Raw genomic sequence first — 17378 nt, forward strand, 5'->3', positions numbered from 1 at the left:
AAAAAAAGAGCAACCGATAAAATTTTACCGCCGTCCTTCGGGGCGGCGGCATTAACGTGTAACGATGTTTAAGTTTAATTCTCGCGTGCATAAGACCCCTTTCGGCGCGGTTCGAGAGGGAGAAAAAATCAAGATCGTGTTCCCCGTCATGCGGACGATTTGGGTGGAAGGAGTCAGCCTTTTCCTTCAAAAGGACGAAGATATTCGGGAGATCCCGCTTCACTTTTGCGGGGACGACGGCAATCTGACCTATTTCCAATGTGAATTCTCCGTCGAAAAATGGGGCATTTACTACTATCGCTTCGAAGTCCGCGAAGTGGGCGGCGGCGTCCATCATATCGGCGCGGGCGAAGAGGGCGACGCGATCGCCGGCGAAAACTTGCCCGATTGGCAGCTCACCGTCTATTCCCGCAGCTATCACGTCCCGAAGACCATTCAGGGCGGCGTCATTTATCATATCTTTGCGGATCGTTTCGCGAAGGTCGGAGAGGACGTCGAGCCGCGTTTCGGTTATCTGAAAAAGTGGGGCGAAAAGGTGACGGTCGTCGAGCCCGACGGATCGTATAAAGCAAACGACTTTTTCGGCGGTAATTTCAAGGGCATTACGTCCAAACTCGATTATATCGAAAGTCTCGGCGTGACCGAGATCTATCTTTCGCCGATCTTCGAGGCGAGTTCCAACCATCGTTACGACACGGGCGACTATTTGAAGCTCGATCCGCTCCTCGGAGCGGAAGAGGATTTCCGCGAGTTGATCCAAGAGGCGGGAAAGCGCGGCATCGGCGTGATTTTGGACGGCGTCTTCAATCACTCGGGCGCGGACAGCATCTATTTCAACCAACTCGGGCATTACGACAGCGTAGGCGCGTATCAAAGCGAAGATTCCCCCTATCACGACTGGTACTATTTCTCGAAATTCCCCGACGAATATCACAGTTGGTGGGGCTGTAAGGTCGTCCCGACGCTGAACAAGAGCGCGGAAGGCTACCGCAAATTGATCTTCGGAAAGGGCGGCGTGATCGACAAATGGACGCATTTCGGCTTGCACGGTTGGCGTCTGGACGTCGTGGACGAGCTTCCGTCCGACTTCGTCGATCTTCTGCGCGAGGCGATCAAAAAAGCGAATAAGGACGTCGTCGTTATCGGCGAAGTGTGGGAAGACGCGAGCGTCAAGTCCAGCTACGGGACGTTGCGCCCCTACTTTACGAAAGGCGAACTTGACGGCGTCATGAACTATCCGTTCAAAGAAGCGATCCTGACTTTCTGCTCGTACGGAGGCGCGAAAGCCTTCGGCAAGAAGGTGATGAAGATCTGCGAGAATTATCCCGCGGACGCATTGAACACCTCGATGACCTTGATCGGTTCGCACGACACCGTGCGCGTTTTGAACGCGCTTTCCGGCGTCGACGTCCGTTACACGACCAAGGAACAGCGCAGGGAAATGACGCTCGACGGCGAGGTCTTGACGCTTGCGAAAAAGCGTTTGAAGATGGCTTCGCTTTTGCAGTTTATGCTGCCCGGCGTCCCGAGCGTCTATTACGGAGACGAAGTCGGTTTGCAGGGCTATGAAGACCCGATGAACCGCGCGACCTTCCCTTGGGGCAAAGAGGATAAAGAGCTTTTGGAGCATTACCGTTTCCTCGGCGCGTTCCGCAAGAAGTACCGCGATATTTTGCTCGGCGGAACGGGCGTTTGGGAGCAGGGCGAACTCTTGATCCTGCACCGCTTCAAGGACGGAAAATCCCTTTACGCCGTCGTTAACCCGACCTTTGAGGATCGCAATTTCCGCTACGGAAAGATGAAAAGCTCGCGTTGCGCGCAGTGCGGAAAGGTCTTTGAGACGGGGGATTGCACGGTGATCCCGGCGCTTGGGTATATGATATTGGAGCCCCTCGAATAGAGCGAGCGCGTATAAGGGCGATTATGCGTCTCTACCGCGCCGTTTGCGTCGGTTGCGTGAGGACGCGCCCTTCCGCGCCCTCGCGGAGCGTTCGCCTAAGCCGTTTTCTCCGCGCTCGTTAAGAGCCGCGCGGAGTTCGAAAAATCAAATATGGCACACTTGCACCCGTAGCTCAGCTGGATAGAGCACCGGCCTCCGACGCCGGGTGTCGTTGGTTCGAATCCAATCGGGTGCGCCAAAAAAATCTCGGATTTTTCCGAGATTTTTTTGTATCCGAACCGAAGCGAAGCGCGGTTTGGCATATCATCAAAGGCGTGAGCCTTTGCATATCATCACGGCATAGCCGTGTATAAAAGAATTCGCTTTGGTTTTATGATATACATCGCCTTTGGCACTGATAATAGGCAAATCTTGCGAGTTGATGATTTTCGAGATTTATCAATCGTGATGATATGAGCGTCGTCGCGTGATCATTCGGACAAGACCTATTCAATGCAAGAGGCATACAGTATGCACTATTTCGTGAACAATTATTCTTTTAGACCTTCTCGATGCACCATATTTGGGACAATAGACATGGTATTTTTTTTAGTGACGAGAACAAAAGGAGAACCCAATATGCAAGATTTTTTGAAAGCGTTTGACAAGGTCATCGGATATGATGACGAGAAAAGAAAGTTGATGCCCATCTGCGATATGATGCGCAAATTTGAGAAGTACAAGCGGCTGGGTGTCGTTATGCCGAGCGGTGCTTTGCTACAAGGCGAACCCGGTTATGGCAAGACGCTCCTCGCTAAGTGCTTTATCGAAGCGTGCGGAGTACCGCATTTTCTATGCAGGAAAGATAAAGCGGACGGAGATTTCATTGATTATATGACAAAATGTTTTGACGAAGCCGTTGCAGCTGCGCCCGCTATTGTTTTTCTCGATGATATGGACAAATTTGCCAATGAAGACAAAGACCATAGAAATGCGGAGGAATATGTCGCGGTGCAGTCCTGCATCGATAACGTGAAAGGAAAAAATGTCTTCGTGATTGCCACGACCAATGATCTATATAACTTACCGGAGTCGCTCCTTCGTGCCGGGCGTTTCGACATCAACCTCGAGATGCAAGGCCTCGATAGAGATGATCAGATCAAATTGATAAAATACTTCTTGGGGAGTAAATCATTTTTGGAAGAGATCCCGCCCGAGCAGATCCAAGATATTATCGGTGGATGGATGTCCTGTGCCGAACTGGAAAAGATCATCAACGATGCTGCAATCAAGGTCGCGTTTGAAAACCGCGATACCGTTACGCGTGACGATATCATTTTCGCTTGCCTGAATCATCATTTCGGTGGAGTAGATACCGCAAGGAATTACAGCGAAGAAAAGCGGAAACGGATGGCGTATCACGAAGCCGGACATGTTGTGGTTCGAGAGGTTTTGGATCCGAATACAGTCAGTTTGGTGTCCATCAAAGCATATAAGTCCTCCAACGGCGGGGTCACGTGCTTCTGCGATGGAGTGGAGAAAAGCTTTGAAATCGTGATAAATCAGGTGAAAGGAGCCCTCGGAGGGAAGGCTGCAACGGAGATCGTTTTCGAAGAAACAGACATCGGAACGAGAGACGACATCAAGACAGCAAGATATGCTCTTGAAAAACTCCGAGATAAAAACGCGGCATTCGGTTTTGAATCTCAAACCGATTATAATAGTTCGGATGCGACGCGTAGAAGAGCGGATGACGTTTTAAGCGCGGAAATGAATAAGTGCTATGAGGTTGCGAAAACGATCATTTCGGATCATCGGGATTTCTTAGACGCAGTCGCCGCGGCGCTTCTTGAGAAAGAAACGATCTTTGCCACCGATATCGCCGAGATTAAGAAGAACTTGCATGTTTGACAAAAAGGGATCTTGAATGTGTGCACCGGATATGGTACACTGTATTTGTCGAATGAAAACGGAGGAGACGAGTACATTGTCTGATTTTGAGCCGAAAAAACTTGCGCTTTTGCGCATTCTTCAGATCCTCGAAAAGTATAGCGATATAGACCACCCGCTGGGGCAGAAAGCCATTGCCGAAATCCTTGACAGGGACTACGGCATAGAGTTGGAACGTAAAGCGGTTTCGAGGAATATCTCCCTACTCAAAGAAGCCGGATTCGAGATAGAACAGCTCGCCGAAGGCGTTTATCTTGCTGAGCGGCAGTTTGAGGATTCCGAGTTGCGTCTCTTGATAGACGGCGTTCTTTCCGGAAGGTTTATCTCCGCGAAGCATTCTGCCGATCTGATCGAAAAACTGTGCGCCCTCGGGAATAAGTACTTCCGCAACCATGTGAAGAATATCTATTCGGTGCGTGAGTGGAATAAGACAGATAACGTGGCGGTATTCTATACCATTGACATCATAGACGAGGCAATCGAGAACGGAAAACAGATCGCCTTCGACTTCAACCGATATGGCGCGGACAAGAAACTTCACCGTGTGGCGCACCACCTTGTTACGCCCTATCAAATGGTTCTGAAAAACCAAAGCTACTACCTGATGGCATATAACGAGAAGTGGAAGCACATCACTTATTATCGCCTGGACCGCATTACCGAAGCGCGGATCGTTGACGTCTCGGCAACCCCGTTGAAGTCCATCGACGGCTATCAAAACGGGATCGATTACAAACGCTTTTCCACCGCGCTCCCGTATATGTTCGCAGACAAGCCGGAGACGGTGGAGTTTGTTTGCGACGAATGGATGATCGATCAAGTGATGGACTGGTTCGGGAAAAGCGCGTCCTTCCTGCCGTATGGGGAGCGGTATAAGGTGAGCGTGACGGTCAGCTTGAACGCGATGGAGTTTTGGGCGTTGCAGTATTTGCAGGCAGTAGAGATCCTTTCCCCATTGTCCTTGCGAGAAAGGATAAAGAGCGGGTTGCAAGAAGCAATAAAGAAATATGAATAAAGAAGGAGAAAAAATATGAAAATTCACTATTTCCAACGGTATCATCAAAAAGAAAACGTGGCTACGGCAAATACGATGTTGCTGTTATCAAGATTTTATCAATATTCGTCTGATAAGTTTTTCCAATTTATAAAAGACGAGTTTTTCTCAAATACCTTTGAACCGGAAATACAGTTTAGACTTCAAGAAAAAAGCGGAGATAAACGAAGCATTCCCGATGCGACCATTACTCAAGAAAGCTTTAAAATCGTTATAGAAACGAAAATCAAAGATTGGTTTTACACGGATCAATTAAAAAGACATTTAACATCATTTACAAATGAAAACCATCGAGCGGTTTTGGCGCTATGTTCTGAATTAATGGCGGATAAAACAATTGACGAGTTTATAAAAGTACTGGACGCCCACAACCAAAATATATCGGAAGAGGCCAAACAGAAACCGGTTCGCCCTATCGGATTTAATTATACAACGTTTGAGGATCTCGCAAACGACATTCGAAAACATTTGGATGATAATGATTTTCAAATGCAAGAAGTGTTAAATGATTATGAAGAATTTCTTGTAAACACTAACTTAATAACAGAAAAAAATATGCGAGTTCAATTGGCAAGAAAATCGATCGATTTCAATGTGAAAGAAAACTGTTATTATGATGGTGCCGATAGGGGCTTCGGTAAGCACGACTATTTAGGGCTGTATTGTGACAAAAGTGTACGCGCTGTTGGGAAGGTTATTGCGCGCATCACTGCGCTTGTAAACGAGGCGGGCACGATGGTCTACGAGGTTGAAAGTGGAGAGTTAACCGATGAAAGAAAAGCAGTAATCGAACGTGCAATACAGGATGCCGCGAAAAAGGGCTGGAATCTTCGTACGATTAAACACCGATATTTCTTCGTGGATAAGTTTTATGAAACAGATTTTAAAAAAACATCTTTGCGTGCTCCGATGGGATCTCGCGTCTTTGATTTGAAAAAACTGCTTAACATAACGGGTGAACTGCCGAGTACTGAAGAACTTGCTCGATTGTTAAAAACAATAACTTGGGAAGACTATTTAAGAAGTTAACAAATTGAAATAAGAGAGATTTAATGCTTATGATGCACCAGTGATAGCTATTTTGTGAAGCACAGCAAAGCAAGAATAATACGAACCAAGGGAAACACCCGCGGCTCGTATTGTTTTTTTGACTGATCCTTTGGGAATTATTTGGCGCGATTGGCTGAAATAAAGGATAGTAGTTTCGCACCGCGGTCTTGCATTTCGATTCGGAGGGGGATATAATAGAGGTGTTTTCGGGTGACAGCGCGGCGGGGCTGCGCAAGGCGTCCGAGGACAAAAATCGGTGAAAGGAGATCGCTATGAAAAGAGTGATAAAGGTCGTGGCGGCGGTTTTGGCATTGGTCGCGCTCTCGGCAATCGCGCTTACGGGATGCGATTTGACGCGAAAGCTCGGCGGCGCGGAGGCGACGTTCCCCGGGAAGGTATCCGGCGCGAAGTCGCTTTCTTTCAAGATGAACGTTCAATATAAAAAAGGCGATGCGGAAACCGTCGTCTATATGGATTGCTATAAGCAGACCGCGGACGGCGGCGCGGAATACGCCTACGTCTACTCTTGCCCGCAGGCTCTCTACGATTCCTATAAAAACATATACGCCGACGGCAAGCTGTATGAGGTGATCAACGTAACGAAGAATTCGGGCTCGTATCACGTGAAGGACGGCGTCGCCGTGGATGACGAGGGCAACATCCTGTATCACGTTACGCAAAACATTTTGCTGACGAGCGTCGCCGCGCTCTTGACCAAGGCGAAGAAAGAGACGATCGACGGCGAAACGACCTACCGTTACGATATCGATATCAACGGGAAAACCGTCTCGATTTGGTACAACGACAAAGTTATGGTTCGGCTTTACGCGAAATTCGAACCCGAAAAAGAGGGGGACGATCCCGAGGAGTACACGATCGCGCTCTCCGATTACAAGTTTGATCAAACGATCGCCGCGGACGTCTTCGCGAGACCCTCGACCTACGGCGTAACCTATCTCCCGAGTCCATTCTCCTTTGAAGACTGGATGTCGGTCATTACGACCTTTGCCGCAAAGCTCGGCTGAGGCGTGCGAAAGCGAAAAAAGAAAGCGGGAGCTCGGGCTCCCGCTTTTTCTTTTCAGCGGCTTTTCGCGGTTTTACTTTTTCTTCCAAGGCGTTTCTTTATCCGGTCAACCGTTCTCCTCCCGGTAGCGGTAATCGCGGTAGGACGGATCCTTTTTGCCGTTTTTTTCCGCAACAGGCGAACGACAAAGAATTTGGATTTCGCCGCGATGCCGACGCGGTGCGTTCGGTCGCGCTCGGTTTTCCTTTTTCGGGGAGAAGGGCGGGTTGCATTTTTCTTTCGTTCGCGCTATAATACGGGCAGGCGAAACGGCGCCGAAACGAAAACGAAGGGGGGCTTTTTCCGAAGCGAGGGCGTATGGGGCGAATAAGGAATAAATCGAACGTAATACTCTTAATCGTTCTTATCGTCGTCATCGCGGGGCTCGGGACGGGCGTGTTCTTTTTCGAAAGGGTCCCGCAGCGCGCCGCCGCGCGTCAGATCAATCGGGAACTCAGTCTTCCGTTTAAGCTGTTCGACAAGCCGAATTTCGACAATAAGCAGTACGGTTGTCTCGGCGGCGTCGGCGTGGTCTCCTATTTCGACCTTTCCTATCTGAACGAAGGAAACGAATCGATCCGCCGCGACGGAACGATGATGCTTTTGAACGGTCCGATCGTCTATTATAACGTAACGGCGTATCCGGATATGCTTTGCAAGTCGAAGCGGATCACTTATATCGAGTGTTCGGATCCCGCGTATCGCCTGTACGGGTGCTCCGTCGGAAACACCGCTGAGCAGTTCGACAAAGCGCTTTCCGCCGCGGGGTTCAGGGAAGTCGGATCCAACTTCTATAAGAAATCGGATATTTTTATCTCGCTGTTTCTCGACGGAAAGAAAAAGGTCGCCTATTACGTCATTCGCGCCGAAGTCGGGAATCTTTTGAATCTGCGAGCGTAAAGGAAGGGAATTACCCGAAAAAAGGTTGACTTGTTCGGGCGGGTTCGTTACAATGAAAACAACGATACTTTTAAGTCGATCCGGAGAGGTCGGCAAGGTCGATCATAGAGCGCATTTTGTGCGTTATTCCGTGCTATCCGTCTTGCCGTCTCGGCAAGACTTTTTTTACGGGGAGGGAGAGCGATGCGGAAAGTCAAGATCTTGGACAAAGAAACCGTTATGCGTTCGCTCGCGAGGATCACGCACGAGATCTTGGAGCGAAACGACGATGCTCTTTGCATCTTGGGCGTCAAGACCCGCGGCATTCGCCTTTCTCGCATTCTGACCGAAAACTTAAAGAAATTCGCGGGGTTGGACGTCCCTTGCGGCTATATCGACGCGACGATGTATCGCGATGATTTTACGCAGGAAGAAAAGCGTCGGAAGGTCGGCGAAAGCCTCGTCCCGTGCGACATCAACGGCAAGACGGTTTTGATCGTGGACGACGTTTTGTACACCGGAAGGACGGCGCGCGCCGCGATCGAAGCGGTTTTCGCGCTCGGTCGCCCCAAAGCGGTCCGACTCGCCGTTCTCGTGGACAGGGGTCACAGAGAGATCCCCGTTCGCCCCGATTTCGTCGGAAAGAACATTCCGACTTCGAGGCAGGAAAAGATCGCCGTCGTTATGGACGGAGAAGGTTCGGATTGCGGAGTCTTTATCGTAAACGACGCGGAGTAAGGGAGAAAGCGAAATGAAAAACGTAACGATTTTTAATCTTTCCGATCAAACGACCCTGCAAGCGATCTCCGCTTTTTGTTCCGATTTGAATCCCGAAAAAGAATATACGGTTTTTCCCGGTTTCTGCGACGTGCACGTCCATTTCAGAGAACCGGGTTTTTCTTATAAAGAGACGATCCGCACGGGGTCTCTCGCCGCCGCGCGCGGCGGATATACCGCGGTTTGCACGATGCCGAACCTGAACCCCGTTCCGGACGAGCCTTCCGCGCTGCGGGCGCAGCTCGAAATCATCGAAAGAGACGCGGTGATCCCCGTCTATCCCTACGCCGCGATCACGAAAGGGGAAAAAGGCGAAGTCCTTTCCGATATGGAAGGGCTTGCCGCGGACGCGATCGCTTTTTCGGACGACGGAAAGGGCGTGCAAAGCGAAGAGAGGATGCGCCGCGCGATGGAGAAAGCGAAGTCGCTCGGAAAGATCGTCGCCGCGCATTGCGAAGTGAACGAGCTTTTGAAAGGGGGCTATATCCACGACGGCGTCTACGCGAAAGCGCACGGGCATAAAGGGATCTCTTCCGCGAGCGAATTCGTCGAGATCGAGCGCGATCTGCGCCTCGCGAAGGAGACGGGCGCGGCGTTTCACGTCTGCCATATCTCGACGGCGGAGAGCGTCGCTTTGATCCGCGCCGCGAAAAAAGACGGGATCGACGTAACCTGCGAGACCGCGCCGCATTATCTCGTCCTCGACGAAAACGATCTTCAAGAGAGCGGAGATTTCAAGATGAATCCCCCGCTTCGCGGGAAAAAAGACAGAGAAGCGCTGATAGAGGGCGTCCTCGACGGAACGATCGATATGATCGCGACCGATCACGCGCCGCACGCCGCGAAAGAAAAGGCGAAAGGGCTTTCGGGAAGCGCGTTCGGAATCGTGGGATTGGAGACGGCGTTCCCCGTTCTCTATACCCGCCTCGTTAAAGAGGGCGTTTTGTCTCTCGAAAAACTCGTCGAGCTGATGGCGGTCAATCCCCGCAAGCGTTTCAAGATCGCGTCGGAAGGATTTTCCGTGTGGTCGCTTTCGGAAAAGGAAAAGATCGACCCCGCGAAATTTTTATCCAAGGGAAGGTCGACTCCCTTTGCGGGCGAAGAAGTTTTCGGCGTCAATTACCTGACCGTTTCGCGCGGTTCGGTTCGATATAAAAAACAATAAAACATAAGCTGTCAAAGGAGAAAAAGCTATGGCAAAAAGAACGGATATCAAAAAGATCTTAATCATCGGTTCGGGACCGATCGTCATCGGTCAAGCGGCGGAATTCGACTACGCGGGCACGCAGGCTTGCCTCGCTTTGAAGGAAGAGGGCTACGAGGTCGTCCTCGTAAACAGTAACCCCGCCACGATCATGACGGATACGCAGATCGCGGATAAGGTTTATATGGAGCCTTTGACCTTGGAATATATCGCGAAGATCCTGCGTTACGAGCGCCCGGACGCGATCGTCCCCGGGATCGGCGGGCAGACGGGTCTGAATATCGCGATGCAACTCGAAAAGAAAGGCGTCTTGAAAGAATGCCGCGTGGAACTCCTCGGAACGAGCAGCGAAAGCATTGAGCGCGCGGAAGACAGAGAACTTTTCAAAGAGATGTGCGAAAGCATCGGCGAGCCCGTCATTCCTTCCGAGATCACCTATGACGTGGACGCGGCGGCGGACGCAGCGGATAGGATCGGATACCCGGTCGTCCTGCGCCCGGCGTTCACCCTCGGCGGAACGGGCGGCGGCTTCGCGAATAACGAGACGGAGCTTCGCGAGATCGCGGCGAACGGATTCGCGCTTTCTCCCGTCCATCAAGTCCTCGTCGAAAAGAGCGTAAAGGGATATAAGGAGATCGAATTCGAAGTTATGCGCGATTCCGCGGATAACGCGATCACGATCTGCGGAATGGAAAACATCGACCCCGTCGGCGTCCATACGGGCGATTCGATCGTCGTCGCGCCGATCATGTCCTTAAACGAGCACGACCTCAAAATGCTTCAAGACAGCGCGATCAAGATTATTCGCGAGCTTAAAATCGCGGGCGGTTGCAACGTCCAATTCGCGCTGAATCCCAATTCTTCCGAATACTATTTGATCGAAGTCAACCCGAGAGTTTCGCGCTCGTCCGCGCTCGCTTCCAAGGCAAGCGGTTATCCGATTGCCCGCGTGACCGCGAAGATCGCCGTCGGTATGGAACTCAAAGATATTCCCGTCGCGGGAGGAACGGCGGCGACCGAACCTTCGCTCGATTACGTCGTCGCGAAATTCCCGCGTTTCCCCTTCGATAAATTTACGAACGCGAGCAATATCCTCGGCACGCAGATGAAAGCGACGGGCGAAGTCATGGGTATCGGCTCCACTCTTTCCGAATGCTTCTTGAAATCCATTCGCTCCCTCGAAACGGGCGTTTGCCACGTCCATCTCAAAAAGTTCGACGAGATGACGACCGAGGCGATCCTCGAATATCTCGGGAACTTCCGCGCGGACGGGATCTTCGCGGTCGCCGAAGCGCTTCGCCGCGGCGTCTCGATCGAGGAACTTTATAAGATCACGATGATCACGCCGCTCTTCCTCGAATGCGTAAAGTCCATCACGGAAATGGAAAAGATCCTGAAAGCGAAACCTTTTGATCTCGACGCGCTCAAAGCGGCGAAGACGATGGGCTTCTCGGATCAATATATCGCGAGCCTGTGGGGAACGGAGGAGATCAAGATCTATTCTCTCCGCAAGGAGAACGGATTTACGCCCGTCTTCCGCATGGTGGACACGCTTCACACGGGCAAGTATATCGCTTACCTCTATTCGACCTATCTGAACCTCTTGGATAAGACGGTCGAAAATCAATCCCGCTTGACCGACAAGAATAAACTCGTCGTCCTCGGCGCGGGACCGATCCGCATCGGGCAAGGCGTCGAATTCGACTATTCGACCGTACACGCCGTCCAGACCTTGAAGCGCGCGGGCTACGAAGCAATCATTATCAACAATAACCCCGAAACCGTTTCCACGGATTACACGACGGCGGATAAACTCTATTTCGAGCCGCTGACCCCCGAAGACGTTATGGCGATCCTCGATTTCGAGAAGCCCGAAGGCGTCATCGCTTCCCTCGGCGGACAAACCGCGATCAACCTCGCGGATCCCTTGAACGCCCGCGGGGTAAAGATCGTCGGAACGGATTGCGCGGCGATCGACAAAGCGGAGAACCGCGACCTCTTCGAGAAGCTTTTGAACGAACTCGATATTCCGCGCCCCGAAGGCACGGCGGTCACGAAGATCGAAGACGGCGTAAAAGCGGCGGCAAGGATCGGCTATCCCGTCCTCGTTCGCCCGAGCTTCGTCCTCGGCGGCAGAGCGATGCAGATCGTCGGCAACGAAAAGGCGCTTCGCCATTATTTGAAAACGGCGGTCGAGATCGACGAAGACAAGCCCGTCCTCGTGGATCGCTATATCGTCGGAAAAGAAGTCGAAGTGGACGCCGTTTGCGACGGAGTGGACGTCTTCGTCCCGGGAATTATGGAACTCGTCGAGAGGACGGGTATCCACTCGGGCGACAGCATCTCGGTCTATCCGACCTTCTCGATCTCGGATAAGGTCAAAGGGACGATCCTGCAATACGCGAAAAAGCTCGGTCTCGGCATCGGCATCAAGGGTCTTTATAATATTCAATTTATCGTGGATAAAGACGAAAAGGTCTATATCATCGAGGTCAACCCCCGTTCTTCGAGGACGGTACCTTTCCTTTCCAAATCGACGGGCTACTCCCTCGCGGATATTGCGACCGAAGTCATTATGGGCAAGAGCTTGAAAGAGCAGGGCATCTTCGGCATTTATCCCGAGGAGAAAAAACGCTATTACGTCAAAGTCCCCGTCTTCTCCTTCAATAAGATCAAGGGGCTGGACGCCTATCTCTCCCCCGAAATGAAATCCACGGGCGAAGCGATCGGTTACGACGACAAACTCAACCGCGCGCTCTTCAAAGCGTTGCAGGCGGCGGGAATGAAACTTCAAAACTACGGAACGGTCTTCGCGACGATCGCGGACGCGGATAAAGAGGAAGCGCTTCCCTTGATCCGCCGCTTCTATAACCTCGGCTTCAATATCGAGGCGACCTCCGGCACCGCGAAGTTCTTGAAGGAGAACGGGATCCGCACGCACGTCCTCAAAAAGATCAGCGAGGGTAGTTTGGCGATCCGTGATTCGATCCGCCAAGGGCATATCGCTTACGTTATCAACACTTCGTCCGTCGGCGCGGAAGGCGCGAAGCTCGACGGCGTCGAGATCCGCAAATACGCGACGGAAAGCAACGTTACGATGTTTACCTCGCTCGACACGGTCAAAGTCCTCCTCGACATCCTTGAAGAGACGACCCTGACGATCTCCACGATCAACGCGTAAGGAAAGAGAAATGAAGCAAGTTTTGTTGGAAGTCGAAAAGACCGAATCCCTTTGCGCGAACGTCTTCAAGACGGTTTTCCGCGGAGACGTTTCGGATATCCGCGCGCCGGGGCAGTTCGTAAACGTTCGCCTCGACGGCTTGTATCTTCGCCGTCCGATCTCGGTCTGCGATCTCGGAGAGGACGAATTGACGCTCGTCTATAAAGTCGTCGGGAAGGGAACCTTGAAGCTTTCGGAAGCGAAGAAGGGCGATCCGTTCGACGTCTTGACGGGGCTCGGCAACGGCTACGACCTTTCCTCGTCCGGAGAAAGCCCGCTTTTGATCGGCGGCGGCGTCGGCGTCCCGCCTCTTTACTATCTCGCGAAAAAGCTCATTGAGAAAGGCGCGCGCCCCTTCGTCGCGCTCGGATTCAACAAAAAGGAAGAAGTCTTTTTCGCGCGCGAATTCGAAGCGCTCGGCGCGGCGGTCAAAGTCGCGACCGTGGACGGAAGCCTCGGCGAAAAGGGCTTCGTCACGAATATCCTTCCCGAATCGTATTCCTACTTTTACGCCTGCGGGCCCGAACCGATGCTCAAAGCGGTTTATAAAGCCACGGCGACCGAGGGCGAACTTTCCTTCGAAGAAAGGATGGGGTGCGGTTTCGGCGCGTGTATGGGTTGCTCCTGCAAGACGCTTACGGGGAATAAGAGGATCTGCAAGGAAGGACCCGTTATGAAAAAGGGGGAGATCTTATGGTGAGCTGCGATTTGAGGACGGATCTTTGCGGGATCGGACTCGATAATCCCGTGATCCCCGCGAGCGGGACGTTCGGCTACGGCTACGAGTTCGCGGAACTGTACGACATCAATCTTCTCGGAACTTTCTCCTTTAAGGGGACGACGCTTTCCGAGCGGTTCGGCAATCCCACGCCGCGCATCGCGGAATGCGCGTCCGGTATGCTGAACGCGGTCGGGCTGCAAAACCCCGGCGTCCGAAAGGTCGTCTCGGAAGAACTTCCGAAACTCAAAAAAGTTTTTAACAAAAAGGTGATGGCGAACGTCAGCGGGTTCGGCGTCGAAGAGTACGTCGAGGTCTGTCGGATCCTCGACAAGGAAGAGCAGGTCGGTTGGCTCGAAGTAAACGTCTCCTGCCCGAACGTTCACGGCGGCGGGCTGAGCTTCGGGACCGATCCGAAGGTCGCGGCGGAAGTGACCCGCGAAGTGAAAAAGGTCACGACCAAACCCGTCATCATCAAACTTTCGCCCAACGTGACGGATATCACCGAGATCGCGAAAGCGGTCGAAGAAGCGGGCGCGGACGGCGTCTCTTTGATCAACACGCTCGTCGGAATGCGCCTCGATCTCCGTTCGCGGAAACCGATCCTGAAAAACGTGACGGGCGGGCTTTCGGGCCCCGCGGTCTTCCCGATCGCGCTCAATATGGTGTATAAGACGAGCCGCGCGGTGAAGATCCCCGTGGTCGGTATGGGCGGCGTTTCGAGCGCGGAAGACGTCCTCGAAATGATTCTCGCGGGGGCGACGGCGGTCGAAGTCGGCGCGGCGAACCTCGTGGATCCGTTCGCGTCGAAAAGAATCGTCGAGGATCTTCCGAAGGCGATGGAAAAATACGGAATTCGTTCCTTAAACGAAATAAGGGGGATGGCATAATGGCAAAAGACGTTATCATAGCTTGCGACTTTGACGGCGCGGAGAAAACGCTCGCGTTTTTGGATCTTTTCAAGGGGAGAAAACCCTTCGTCAAGATCGGGATGGAACTTTTCTATTCCGCAGGTCCCGAGATCGTTCGCGAGATCAAAAAAAGAGGGCACAAGGTGTTTTTGGATTTGAAACTGCACGATATTCCGAACACCGTAAAAAAGAGCATGGCGGTCCTTTCCTCGCTCGGCGCGGATATTTGCAATCTGCACGCTGCGGGAGCGACTGCGATGATGAAAGCCGCGATCGAGGGACTGACCCGCCCCGACGGAACGCGCCCGCTTCTGATCGCGGTCACGCAGCTGACCTCGACGGACGAAGAGACGATGCGCCGCGATCTCTTGATCGAAAAACCGATGGAAGAGGTCGTCCGTCATTACGCTTTGACGGCGAAGAACGCGGGGTTGGACGGCGTCGTCTGCTCGCCGCTCGAAGCTGCCGCCGTCCATAAATCGTGCGGCGAGACCTTCTTGACGGTGACCCCGGGCGTTCGCTTCGCGGACGGTGAAAAGGGCGATCAAAAGCGCGTAATGACCCCCGCGGAAGCGAGGAAAGCGGGCTCCGACTATATCGTTATGGGGCGCCCGATCACCGCGGCGGCGGATCCCGTGGCGGCGTATGAAAGAGCGATCAAAGAATTCTCAGAGGATTGAAAGGAGGAAATTATGGACATTTCGACACAAGTTGCCAAAGCGTTATTATCGGTCAAGGCGGTCTTCTTCCGCCCGAACGAACCCTTTATTTGGGCGAGCGGCATCAAAAGCCCCGTCTATTGCGATAACCGTCTGACCCTTTCCGCGCCCGAGATCCGTCTCATCGTGGAGAACGGGCTTGCGGAAACCGTAAAAAGAGAGTATCCCGAAGCGGAGATTCTGATGGGGACTTCGACCGCCGGCATCGCGCACGCCGCGATCACCGCGCACCTTTTGGGGCTTCCGATGGGGTACGTCCGCTCGGGAGCGAAGGATCACGGCAGACAAAACCGCATCGAAGGAAAGCTTGAAAAAGGGCAAAAGACCGTCGTCATCGAGGATTTGATCTCGACGGGCGGCAGCGTCATCGACACGGTCGAAGCGCTTCGAGAAGCGGGCGCGGACGTCCTCGGCGTCGCGAGTATCTTTACCTACGGAATGCAAAAAGGGCTGGATCGCTTGGCGGCGGCGAACGTCAAGAACGTCTCTTTGACGAATTTCGACGCGATCGCGAAGGTCGCCGCGGAAGAAGGCTATATCGGCGAGAGCGATATCGCGCGCTTGATCGCCTTCCGCAACAACCCGTCCGACGAAAGATGGATCCATTAAGGTAAGGTTATGAGAAGTCTGATCGATATTTGCGATTTTTCCCGTGAGGAGATCAACGAGTTGATCTCCGTCGCCACGGATATCATCGACCGCCCCGAAAAGTACGCGGAAGCCTGCAAGGGGAAAAAAATCGCGACCCTCTTTTTCGAGCCGTCCACGAGGACGCGCCTTTCGTTTGAAGCGGCGATGTATGAGCTCGGCGGAAACGTCCTGCCCGTCCCGGGAGAACAGCTGTCTTCGGCGGCGAAAGGGGAAAGCGTCGCGGACACCGTGCGCGTGATTTCGTCCTACGCCGATATCATCGCGATGCGCTCGCCCAAGGAAGGCGCGGCGTTCGTCGCGGCGGAAAGCGCGTTCGTCCCGATCATAAACGCGGGCGACGGCGGGCATTGCCACCCGACGCAGACTCTCGCGGATCTCTTTACGATCTATCGCGAAAAGGGATCCTTCGACAATCTGACCGTCGGTTTTTGCGGCGATTTGAAGTACGGCAGAACCGTCCATTCCCTGATCACCGCGCTTTCCCGCTATCAAAATATCAAGATCGTCCTGATCTCGCCCGAGGAACTTAAACTTCCGAATTACGTCAAGATCGGCGTAATCGAGAAGTCGGGAATGGCGTGTGAAGAGACGACCGATCTCGAAGGCGCGATCCCGTCGCTCGATATCCTCTATATGACGAGGATCCAGCAGGAGCGTTTCGACGATCGCGCGGAGTACGAGCGCTTGAAAGACGCCTACGTCCTGACGGCGGAAAAGATGAAAGCCGCGAAGAAGGACGCTTGCGTGATGCACCCGCTCCCGAGGGTAAACGAGATCAGCGTCAAGGTCGATTCCGACCCGCGCGCCTGCTATTTCAAGCAAGTCGAGAACGGAAAATATATCCGTATGGCGCTTATTCTGAAACTTTTGGAAGAGGTGAAAAAGAATCCCGTTCGGGAAGATCTTCTCGCGGGATTCGAAGTTTTCGAGGGAGAAACGCCTTGCGAGAACCCGCGCTGCATTTCTCGGACGGAGCAGGAGTTGCCGCGGCTTTTCAAGGTCGTCGATCGCGCGGCGAATATTTGCAGGTGCGTGTATTGCGAAAAACGCAAAAGATAGCGGGCGAGGATAAACGAGCGTCTGCTTTGTTTACGGATTTCGAATCGCGCAGTTGCGTATAAAGGAGTACGCGCCTGCGCGATTTTTCATCGAGCCTCAGAGCTGCGACCCTTCTCCGCGCCCGTTTACGGCGCGTAACGGAGAATTCATTTTTTAATATCAAAACACGCAGGAACGTGGGTTAAGGTACGCGCCTGCGTGTTTTTCCATGTCGCGCGTCCGCGCTCATTTCGACGTCTATGTG

14 protein-coding genes and 1 tRNA gene are annotated in these 17378 nt (G+C 52.7%); all 15 read left to right on the top strand.

Going from position 1 to position 17378, the window contains the following annotated elements:
* Positions 1-64: 64 nt before the first annotated feature.
* The 15 genes from K5753_02160 to pyrB all read left to right on the top strand — a co-directional run bounded on the left by K5753_02160 (position 65) and on the right by pyrB (position 17134).
* The gene (locus K5753_02160) at positions 65-1900 is read left to right on the top strand and encodes a glycoside hydrolase family 13 protein (protein MCR4726005.1); all 1836 of its coding nucleotides are present in this window, start codon (positions 65-67) and stop codon (positions 1898-1900) included.
* 161 nt (positions 1901-2061) lie between these two features.
* Positions 2062-2138, top strand: a tRNA-Arg gene (locus K5753_02165).
* A gap of 380 nt (positions 2139-2518) precedes the next feature.
* Positions 2519-3790, top strand: a complete 1272-nt coding sequence (locus K5753_02170) for an AAA family ATPase (GenBank protein ID MCR4726006.1) — start codon at positions 2519-2521, stop codon at positions 3788-3790.
* Positions 3791-3866: 76 nt separating this feature from the next.
* On the top strand, positions 3867-4844 hold the full coding sequence (locus tag K5753_02175; GenBank protein MCR4726007.1) for a WYL domain-containing protein: 978 nt from the start codon (positions 3867-3869) through the stop codon (positions 4842-4844).
* Positions 4845-4859: 15 nt separating this feature from the next.
* Positions 4860-5912 carry a hypothetical protein gene (locus K5753_02180; protein ID MCR4726008.1) on the top strand — a complete coding sequence of 351 codons (1053 nt, stop codon included), beginning with the start codon at positions 4860-4862 and terminating at the stop codon, positions 5910-5912.
* Positions 5913-6205: 293 nt separating this feature from the next.
* Entirely contained in the window at positions 6206-6958 is a 753-nt protein-coding gene (locus K5753_02185; GenBank protein MCR4726009.1) for a hypothetical protein, read from the top strand.
* 356 nt (positions 6959-7314) lie between these two features.
* Positions 7315-7896 (top strand): hypothetical protein, encoded by a 582-nt coding sequence (locus K5753_02190; GenBank protein ID MCR4726010.1) that lies wholly within the window; start codon positions 7315-7317, stop codon positions 7894-7896.
* A gap of 183 nt (positions 7897-8079) precedes the next feature.
* A complete protein-coding gene (gene pyrR / locus K5753_02195; protein MCR4726011.1) occupies positions 8080-8613 on the top strand; it encodes a bifunctional pyr operon transcriptional regulator/uracil phosphoribosyltransferase PyrR in 534 nt (177 codons plus the stop codon).
* A gap of 13 nt (positions 8614-8626) precedes the next feature.
* On the top strand, positions 8627-9817 hold the full coding sequence (locus K5753_02200; protein MCR4726012.1) for a dihydroorotase: 1191 nt from the start codon (positions 8627-8629) through the stop codon (positions 9815-9817).
* Positions 9818-9845: 28 nt separating this feature from the next.
* Positions 9846-13037 (top strand): carbamoyl-phosphate synthase large subunit, encoded by a 3192-nt coding sequence (carB, locus tag K5753_02205; protein MCR4726013.1) that lies wholly within the window; start codon positions 9846-9848, stop codon positions 13035-13037.
* Positions 13038-13047: 10 nt separating this feature from the next.
* Positions 13048-13776 carry a dihydroorotate dehydrogenase electron transfer subunit gene (locus tag K5753_02210; protein ID MCR4726014.1) on the top strand — a complete coding sequence of 243 codons (729 nt, stop codon included), beginning with the start codon at positions 13048-13050 and terminating at the stop codon, positions 13774-13776.
* On the top strand, positions 13770-14684 hold the full coding sequence (locus tag K5753_02215; protein MCR4726015.1) for a dihydroorotate dehydrogenase: 915 nt from the start codon (positions 13770-13772) through the stop codon (positions 14682-14684). Before K5753_02210 ends, K5753_02215 begins: the two co-directional genes overlap by 7 nt.
* Positions 14684-15385, top strand: coding sequence for an orotidine-5'-phosphate decarboxylase (pyrF, locus tag K5753_02220; GenBank protein MCR4726016.1), 702 nt, complete (start codon positions 14684-14686; stop codon positions 15383-15385). The genes K5753_02215 and pyrF overlap by 1 nt, the downstream gene beginning before the upstream one ends.
* 18 nt (positions 15386-15403) lie before the next feature.
* Positions 15404-16033, top strand: a complete 630-nt coding sequence (gene pyrE / locus K5753_02225; GenBank protein MCR4726017.1) for an orotate phosphoribosyltransferase — start codon at positions 15404-15406, stop codon at positions 16031-16033.
* A 9-nt stretch (positions 16034-16042) separates the two neighbouring features.
* Positions 16043-17134, top strand: a complete 1092-nt coding sequence (gene pyrB / locus K5753_02230; GenBank protein ID MCR4726018.1) for an aspartate carbamoyltransferase — start codon at positions 16043-16045, stop codon at positions 17132-17134.
* Positions 17135-17378: the final 244 nt, after the last annotated feature.

This window comes from Clostridia bacterium (assembly GCA_024685775.1).
Lineage (GTDB): Bacteria > Bacillota > Clostridia > Christensenellales > CAG-1252 > CAG-1252.

Excerpts from the sequence above, each read along its gene's own strand:
- K5753_02160 (MCR4726005.1), top strand. The coding sequence starts at position 65 with ATGTTTAAGTTTAATTCTCGCGTGCATAAGACCCCTTTCGGCGCGGTT.
- K5753_02170 (MCR4726006.1), top strand. The coding sequence starts at position 2,519 with ATGCAAGATTTTTTGAAAGCGTTTGACAAGGTCATCGGATATGATGAC.
- K5753_02180 (MCR4726008.1), top strand. The coding sequence starts at position 4,860 with ATGAAAATTCACTATTTCCAACGGTATCATCAAAAAGAAAACGTGGCT.
- K5753_02185 (MCR4726009.1), top strand. The coding sequence starts at position 6,206 with ATGAAAAGAGTGATAAAGGTCGTGGCGGCGGTTTTGGCATTGGTCGCG.
- K5753_02190 (MCR4726010.1), top strand. The coding sequence starts at position 7,315 with ATGGGGCGAATAAGGAATAAATCGAACGTAATACTCTTAATCGTTCTT.
- pyrR (MCR4726011.1), top strand. The coding sequence starts at position 8,080 with ATGCGGAAAGTCAAGATCTTGGACAAAGAAACCGTTATGCGTTCGCTC.
- K5753_02200 (MCR4726012.1), top strand. The coding sequence starts at position 8,627 with ATGAAAAACGTAACGATTTTTAATCTTTCCGATCAAACGACCCTGCAA.
- carB (MCR4726013.1), top strand. The coding sequence starts at position 9,846 with ATGGCAAAAAGAACGGATATCAAAAAGATCTTAATCATCGGTTCGGGA.
- K5753_02210 (MCR4726014.1), top strand. The coding sequence starts at position 13,048 with ATGAAGCAAGTTTTGTTGGAAGTCGAAAAGACCGAATCCCTTTGCGCG.
- K5753_02215 (MCR4726015.1), top strand. The coding sequence starts at position 13,770 with ATGGTGAGCTGCGATTTGAGGACGGATCTTTGCGGGATCGGACTCGAT.
- pyrF (MCR4726016.1), top strand. The coding sequence starts at position 14,684 with ATGGCAAAAGACGTTATCATAGCTTGCGACTTTGACGGCGCGGAGAAA.
- pyrB (MCR4726018.1), top strand. The coding sequence starts at position 16,043 with ATGAGAAGTCTGATCGATATTTGCGATTTTTCCCGTGAGGAGATCAAC.